The sequence below is a fragment of the Streptomyces sp. UNOC14_S4 genome (assembly GCF_020740835.1).
Classification (GTDB): Bacteria; Actinomycetota; Actinomycetes; order Streptomycetales; family Streptomycetaceae; genus Streptomyces.
On record NZ_JAINFC010000425.1, the window covers coordinates 1 to 6,646 of the forward strand.

Below are 6,646 nucleotides of genomic sequence, written 5' to 3' on the forward strand. Positions count from 1 at the left end.
CCGGCGGCCGTTCCAAGGCCGTCAGCCGTATCGACGAGCACTACACCTGCAACATCCACCCGCGCAGCGCCTACTTCAAGGCCATGGCGGCCAACGGCCTCGTCCCCATGCACGTCGTCGACCTCACGCCCACGGCGATCCCCTACTGGGAGCTGCGCGCCAAGTCGTCACTGGCCACGGGGGTGGAGGACCCGTTCCTGACGGCGTACAAGGAGGGCAGCTTCCACTACCTCCTGATAGCGGCGGACCGGGTCTGACGACCGCTGTGCCGGGGGCTTCGCCCCGGGCCCCGTGGTCGGTTGCGGCCGGTGGGCACAACCGGCGGGGGAGGGACGTACGGCGACCGCGCCCCGTCAGGGGCGCGGGGAACTGCGCGACCAGCCGTCGACGACCCGCGGTCGCCCACCGGGCCCGGGTGGCAACCCGGTGGGCGCAACGGGCCGCCGGCCCGCAGCCGCGCGCGCAGCGCAAGACGCACCTCGGTGGGCGCGACGGCGGCAACTACCAGGCGAACGCCTCCGGGCTCGCCCCCGGCCCCGGGAAGATCTCGTCCAGCGAGGCCAGCAGCTCATCGGGCAGCGTCAACGACGCTGCCCGGACGGCCGACGCGAGCTGGTCGGCCGTCCGCGGTCCCACGATCGGCCCCGTCACCCCAGGCCGCGTCAGCAGCCACGCCAGGGCGACCTCGCCGGGAGCGAGCTCGTGTTTGTCGCAGGCGTTCTCGTACGCCTGCACCTGCTCGCGTACCTGCGTATTGGCCAGGGCCTCCGCGCTGCGCCCCTGCGTCGCCCCGGAGCGGATGGCGCCGCCGAGGAGGCCGCCGGCCAGTGGTGACCAGGGGATGATGCCGAGGCCGTACGCCTGCGCGGCGGGGACGACCTCCATCTCGGCCCGCCGCTCGGCCAGGTTGTAGAGGCACTGCTCGCTCACGAGCCCGAGGGAGCCGCGGCGCCGGGCCGTCTCGTTCGCCTGGGCGATGTGCCACCCGGCGTGGTTCGAGGAGCCCACGTAGAGGATCTTGCCCTGCTGGACGAGGACGTCCATGGCCTGCCAGATCTCGTCCCACGGCGTGCGCCGGTCGACGTGGTGGAGCTGGTAGAGGTCGATGTGGTCCGTACGCAGCCGCTTGAGGCTGGCGTCGACGGCGCGCCGGATGTTGAGGGCGGAGAGACGGTCGCGGTTGGGCCAGACGTGGCCGTCGGGGGCGTCGGCGTCCATGTGGCCGAACACCTTGGTGGCGAGGACGACCTTGTCGCGCCGGTCGCCGCCCCGGGCGAACCAGGTGCCGATGATCTCCTCGGTACGGCCCTTGTTCTCGCCGAAGCCGTAGACGTTGGCGGTGTCGAAGAGGTTGACGCCCGCGTCGAGCGCGGCGTCCATGATGGCGTGGCTCTCGGCCTCGTCCGTCCGGGGCCCGAAGTTCATCGTTCCCAGGACGATCCGGCCGACCTTGAGCCCGGTGCGTCCGAGCTGCGTGTACTCCATGCGGACCAGCCAACGCCTTCGAGAGCGCTCCAATCAAGGTCAACGATGTTGACGGAGCGTCAGAGTCGCGGGGTCAGCGCTCCGCGTAGGCCTCGCCGACCTCCCACGCCTGGTGCATCGCCTCGGCGAACGCGGCGGCGAGGCGGTGTTCGCCGGAGGGTGTGGGGTGGGTGCCGTCGTACGTGTCGCGGTCCCGGTCCCAGTCGCGCGGAGCGGAGGCGAGGAGCAGCGACGAGCCGGGCGCGTCGAGGTCGGCGACGGCCTTGCCGAGGAGTTCGTTGAAGCGGTCGACCTGGGCGGCGAAGGCGGGGTCCGTGGCCGCGCGGATGTTGTGGATGACGGGCAGCAGCACGGCCCGGACGCGCGGGTTGCCCTCCCGGGCCCCGGCGATGAACGCACGGACGTTGTCGATGGTCTGTTCGGGGCCGGTGTAGAAGCCGAGGTCGATGAGGCCGAGGGAGACCAGCAGGGTGTCGGCGCGCGTCTCCCGCACGGCGTCCGCGATCAGCGGGGCCATGTGCAGCCAGCCCTCGCCCCAGCCCGCGAGGTGCGCCCGCGCGCGCTCGGGGAAGCCGGGGTCGGCGTAGGCGAGCGCGTCGGGGGAGCCGGTGGCGGGGTCGTGGAGTCGGCACCGCGGCCCGACGATCCGGAACGGAGCCCCGTACGTCGTGCAGAGGTGCTGCCACATGCGGTAGCGCCAGGTGAAGTCGCCGGCGCTGCCGATGGTCATGGAGTCGCCGACGAACATGATGCGCATGGCGTCATCATCCCCGATTCTCCGGGCCGGGCGGGGGACGGCCCGCCCGGCGGCCCTCCGGGGACTACGGTCGGTCCATGCAGCTGACCTCCGCCGAGGCCCGTGAGCGCTTCGCGTCCGCGCCGGTCGCACGCCTGGCCACGGCCGACGCGTCGGGCACGCCGCACCTGGTGCCCGTCGTCTTCGCGCTGGGCCACGACGTCCTGTACTTCGCGGTGGACGACAAGCCGAAGACCACGCCGGACCTCCGCCGCCTGCGGAACATCCGGGAGAACCCGCGCGTGACCCTCCTCGTAGACCACTACGACGCCGACGACTGGCGCGCCCTGTGGTGGGCCCGCGCCGACGGCCGGGCCGACATCTGGACGGACCCCGTCCAGCGCGCCGTCCCTGTCGATCTGCTGTGCGGGAAGTATCCGCAGTACGCGGCGGCCCCGCCGCGGGGGCCGGTCGTGGCGGTGGAGGTGACGCGGTGGACGGGTTGGACGGCGTAGTGACGGGCGTCGTTATGGTGCTGGTGTGACTGGTGCCGCGCAGCGTCCGCTGCTGTTCCTCGATGTGGACGGACCGCTGATCCCCTTCGGCGCGCCCTCCCACACGTATCCGACGTACGCGATGGGCGCGACGGACCGCGAACCGTATGGCGCCGCCGCGAACCCGCTCCTCAGCAGGATCGACCCCTCGCACGGGACCCGGCTGGCGGCGCTCCCGTGCGAGGTCGTCTGGGCCACGACGTGGATGGCCGACGCGAACGAGTGCGTCGCCCCGCGCCTCGGCCTGCCGCCGTTGCCCGTGGTGACCTGGCCGGAGCCGTCCGACACCGACGACCAGGACGAACGCGACGGACTGCACTGGAAGACCCGCGCTCTCGTGGAGTGGGCGGCGGGCCGTCCGTTCGTCTGGGTCGACGACGAGATCACCGAGGCCGACCGGGCCTGGGTCGCCGCCCACCACCCGGGGGCCGCCCTGCTCCACCGGGTCGATCCCCGCCGGGGTCTGACCGACGGGGACTACGCGGCGCTCGACGGCTGGCTGAGACGGACGTGCCGGACGCCCTGAAAATCAGAGGCTTACAGGCGCTCGATGACGTGGTCGACGCACACCGTCAGCGCCTCCACGTCCGACGGCTCGATCGCCGGGAACATCGCGATGCGCAGCTGGTTGCGGCCCAGCTTGCGGTACGGCTCCGTGTCGACGATGCCGTTGGCGCGCAGCACGGCCGCGACGGCCGCCGCGTCGACCTCGTCGGAGAAGTCGATCGTGCCGATGACCTGTGAGCGCTTCGCGGGGTCCGCCACGAACGGCGAGGCGTACGGGGACTTCTCCGCCCACGCGTAGAGGCGCGAGGACGAGTCGGCGGTACGGGCGGTGGACCAGGCGAGGCCGCCCTGGCCGTTGAGCCACTCCAGCTGCTCGTTGAGGAGGAAGAGGGTGGAGAGGGCAGGGGTGTTGTAGGTCTGGTTCTTCAGCGAGTTGTCGATCGCCGTCGGCAGCGAGAAGAACTCGGGGACGTGCCGCCCGGACGCGTGGACGCGCGCCGCGCGCTCCAGGGCCGCGGGGGAGAACACCGCCACCCACAGGCCGCCGTCGGAGGCGAAGGACTTCTGCGGGGCGAAGTAGTAGACGTCGGACTCGGCGATGTCGACAGGCAGGCCGCCCGCGCCCGAGGTGGCGTCCACCAGCACCAGCGCGCCCTCGTCGGAGCCCGCGACGCGCCGGACGGGTGCGGCGACACCGGTCGAGGTCTCGTTGTGGGTGAGGGCGTACGCGTCGACGCCCGCCTCCGCCCGCGGCTCCGGGTGCGTGCCCGGCTCGGAGGAGATCACCGTGGGCTCGGCCAGCCACGGCGCCAGCTTCGCCGCCTTCGCGAACTTCGAGGAGAACTCGCCGAAGGACAGGTGCTGCGACTTGGACTCGATCAGGCCGTGCGTCGCGATGTCCCAGAACGCGGTGGAACCGCCGTTGCCGAGGATCACCTCGTACCCCTCGGGCAGCGAGAACAGCTCGCGCACACCGTCGCGCACCTTGCCGACCAGCTGCTTCACCGGCGCCTGCCGGTGGGACGTGCCGAGCAGCGAACTCCCGGTCGCGGCCAGCGCGGCGAGCGCCTCCGTACGCACCTTGGACGGGCCCGCGCCGAAGCGACCGTCGGCGGGCTTGATGTCAGCGGGGATCTGGATATCAGCCACGTCCGCACCATATCCGCCCGAAGGACGGCCCACCGAGTGAGTCCGGCCACTGAGATGCCCGCCCCGGCGGTGGGGCGCCCCGTCAGGGGCGCGGGGAACTGTGCGACCAGCCACGACGCAACCCGCAGCCGCGCGCTGAGCGTAAGAGGCACCCCGGTGGGCGCAACGGGGCCCGGGGCGGAGCCCCAGCCGAAAGGAGCGGGGTGACCATGCGCGGCCCCCCGATGCGCGGCACGCTAGATGCCATGAGTGACGCCAGGGACCTGGAAGCAGCCCTCCGCACAGCGATCCGCGGTGACGTCGCCACCGACGTCACCGCCCGCGCCCTCGTCACCATGGACGCTTCCAACTACCGCCGCACCCCCACCGCCGTCGTAGCCCCCCACGACGCCGACGACGTCGAAGCGGCCCTCGCCGTCTGCGGGGAGTTCGCCGAACCCGTCGTACCCCGCGGCGGCGGCACGTCCATCGCCGGGCAGGCGACCGGCACCGGCGTCGTCCTGGACTTCACCCGGTACATGACGGCGATCACCCGGATCGACCCGGAGGCCCGTACGGCCACCGTTCAGCCCGGCGTCGTCCTCGACACGCTGCGCTCCGCGGCGGCGCCGTACGGGCTGACGTTCGGCCCCGATCCGTCGACGCACGCCCGCTGCACGCTCGGCGGGATGATCGGCAACAACGCGTGCGGCTCGCACTCGGTCGCCTGGGGCACGACCGCCGACAACGTCCATGAGCTGCGCGTCCTCACGTACGGCGGCGAGCGCGCCCGCCTGGCACGCGGTCTCGACGGGCTGCCGCCCCGCCTCGCCGACGGGCTCCGTACCTTCACCGACGGGCAGTTGGCGCTCCTGCGCACCGGGTTCCCGGAGCTGCCGCGCCGCATCTCGGGCTACGCGCTCGACGCGCTGCTGCCCGAGCGCCGCGTCGACGTGGCCCGCGCGTTCACCGGCGGCGAGGGCACGCTCGGGGTGCTGACCGAGGCCACGGTCCGCCTGGTGGCCGCGCCGCGGGCCCGCGCGCTGGCCGTACTGGGGTACGGGAGCGAGGGCGACGCGGCGGACGCGGCGCACACGCTGCTGCCCTACGGGCCGTTGACGGTCGAGGGGATGGCCGCCGACCTGGTGGGTGACGCGGCGGGTCTGCCGAGGGGCGCGGCCTGGCTGTTCGTCGAGACCGGTGGGGACACGCCCGGGGAGGCGGCGGCCCGCGCGGAGGAGATCGCCGGGGCGGCGGCCTCCGCGACCACCGGACACGCGGTGATCACGGACCCGGCCGGGCAGCGCGCCCTGTGGCGGGTACGGGACGACGCCGCGGGCACGGCGACCCGGATGCCGGACGGTACCGAGGCCTGGCCGGGCTGGGAGGACTGCGCGGTGCCCCCGGCCCGCCTCGGCGCGTACCTCAGGGACTTCCGCGACCTGCTGACCCGCTTCGGCCTGCACGGCACGCCGTACGGCCACTTCGGCGACGGCTGCGTGCACGTACGCATCGACTTCGACCTGGTCGGCAGGAACGGGGTGCGGCGCTTCCGCGAGTTCTCGGGCGAGATGGCGGACCTGGTCGTCGCGCACGGCGGCTCCCTGTCGGGCGAGCACGGCGACGGGCAGGCGCGGGCCGAACTGCTGCCGAGGATGTACGGACCGGAGCTGGTGGCCGCCTTCACCCGCTTCAAGGACCTCTGGGACCCCGCGAACGGCCTCAACCCCGGCATCCTCGTCCGCCCCGCCCGTCTCGACGAGAACCTTCGCTTCGCCCCGCTCCCGGAACACCCGGTGCCGGTCACGTTCGCCTATCAGGGTGACGGTGGGGACTTCGGGGCCGCGGTACGGCGCTGCGTCGGTGTCGCCAAGTGCCGCGAGACGACACCGTCGGACGGCGGTACGGGGGTGATGTGCCCTTCGTTCCGCGTCACCCGCGAGGAACAGCACTCCACGCGCGGCCGGGCACGCCTGCTGCACGAGATGCTCGCGGGAGAGGTGGTCCGGGACGGCTGGCGCTCGGAGGAGGTCCGGGATGCGCTGGACCTGTGCCTGTCGTGCAAGGGGTGCCGGAGCGACTGCCCGGTGGGGGTGGACATGGCCACGTACAAGGCGGAGTTCCTCCACCACCACTACGCGGGGCGCGTGCGGCCGGCTTCGCATTACGTGCTGGGGTGGCTGCCGGTGTGGTTGCGGACGATCGCGCGGCTGCGGGTGGGGTGGCTGGTGAATGC

Annotated in this window: 6 protein-coding genes and 1 pseudogene; 4 read left to right on the forward strand and 3 right to left on the reverse strand. The window is 73.1% G+C overall.

What is annotated here, in order from left to right; translation table 11 throughout:
• Positions 1-257, forward strand: a pseudogene (locus K6I34_RS28430) (SAM-dependent methyltransferase); the annotation flags it as partial.
• 244 nt (positions 258-501) lie between these two features.
• Here the strand turns inward: K6I34_RS28430 and K6I34_RS28435 are convergent.
• Positions 502-1,485, reverse strand: coding sequence for an aldo/keto reductase (locus K6I34_RS28435; protein ID WP_229330142.1), 984 nt, complete (start codon positions 1,483-1,485; stop codon positions 502-504).
• A 73-nt stretch (positions 1,486-1,558) separates the two neighbouring features.
• Entirely contained in the window at positions 1,559-2,233 is a 675-nt protein-coding gene (locus K6I34_RS28440; protein WP_229330152.1) for a GDSL-type esterase/lipase family protein, read from the reverse strand.
• A gap of 86 nt (positions 2,234-2,319) precedes the next feature.
• Between K6I34_RS28440 and K6I34_RS28445 the strand changes: the two genes are divergently transcribed.
• Both K6I34_RS28445 and K6I34_RS28450 read left to right on the forward strand, forming a co-directional pair.
• The gene (locus K6I34_RS28445; RefSeq protein WP_229330144.1) at positions 2,320-2,736 is read left to right on the forward strand and encodes a TIGR03668 family PPOX class F420-dependent oxidoreductase; all 417 of its coding nucleotides are present in this window, start codon (positions 2,320-2,322) and stop codon (positions 2,734-2,736) included.
• A 25-nt stretch (positions 2,737-2,761) separates the two neighbouring features.
• Positions 2,762-3,301 (forward strand): HAD domain-containing protein, encoded by a 540-nt coding sequence (locus K6I34_RS28450; RefSeq protein WP_229330146.1) that lies wholly within the window; start codon positions 2,762-2,764, stop codon positions 3,299-3,301.
• A gap of 11 nt (positions 3,302-3,312) precedes the next feature.
• On the opposite strand, the gene serC is transcribed toward K6I34_RS28450, so the two are convergent.
• On the reverse strand, positions 3,313-4,431 hold the full coding sequence (serC, locus tag K6I34_RS28455) for a phosphoserine transaminase (RefSeq protein WP_229330148.1): 1,119 nt from the start codon (positions 4,429-4,431) through the stop codon (positions 3,313-3,315).
• Positions 4,432-4,676: 245 nt separating this feature from the next.
• Here serC and K6I34_RS28460 point away from each other — a divergent pair.
• On the forward strand, positions 4,677-6,646 hold a 1,970-nt coding region (locus K6I34_RS28460), incomplete at its 3' end, for an FAD-binding and (Fe-S)-binding domain-containing protein (protein ID WP_229330150.1).

Bases quoted from the DNA above. Each gene is read 5' to 3' on its own strand.
- K6I34_RS28435 (WP_229330142.1), bottom strand. From the start codon at position 1,485: ATGGAGTACACGCAGCTCGGACGCACCGGGCTCAAGGTCGGCCGGATC.
- K6I34_RS28440 (WP_229330152.1), bottom strand. From the start codon at position 2,233: ATGTTCGTCGGCGACTCCATGACCATCGGCAGCGCCGGCGACTTCACC.
- K6I34_RS28445 (WP_229330144.1), top strand. From the start codon at position 2,320: ATGCAGCTGACCTCCGCCGAGGCCCGTGAGCGCTTCGCGTCCGCGCCG.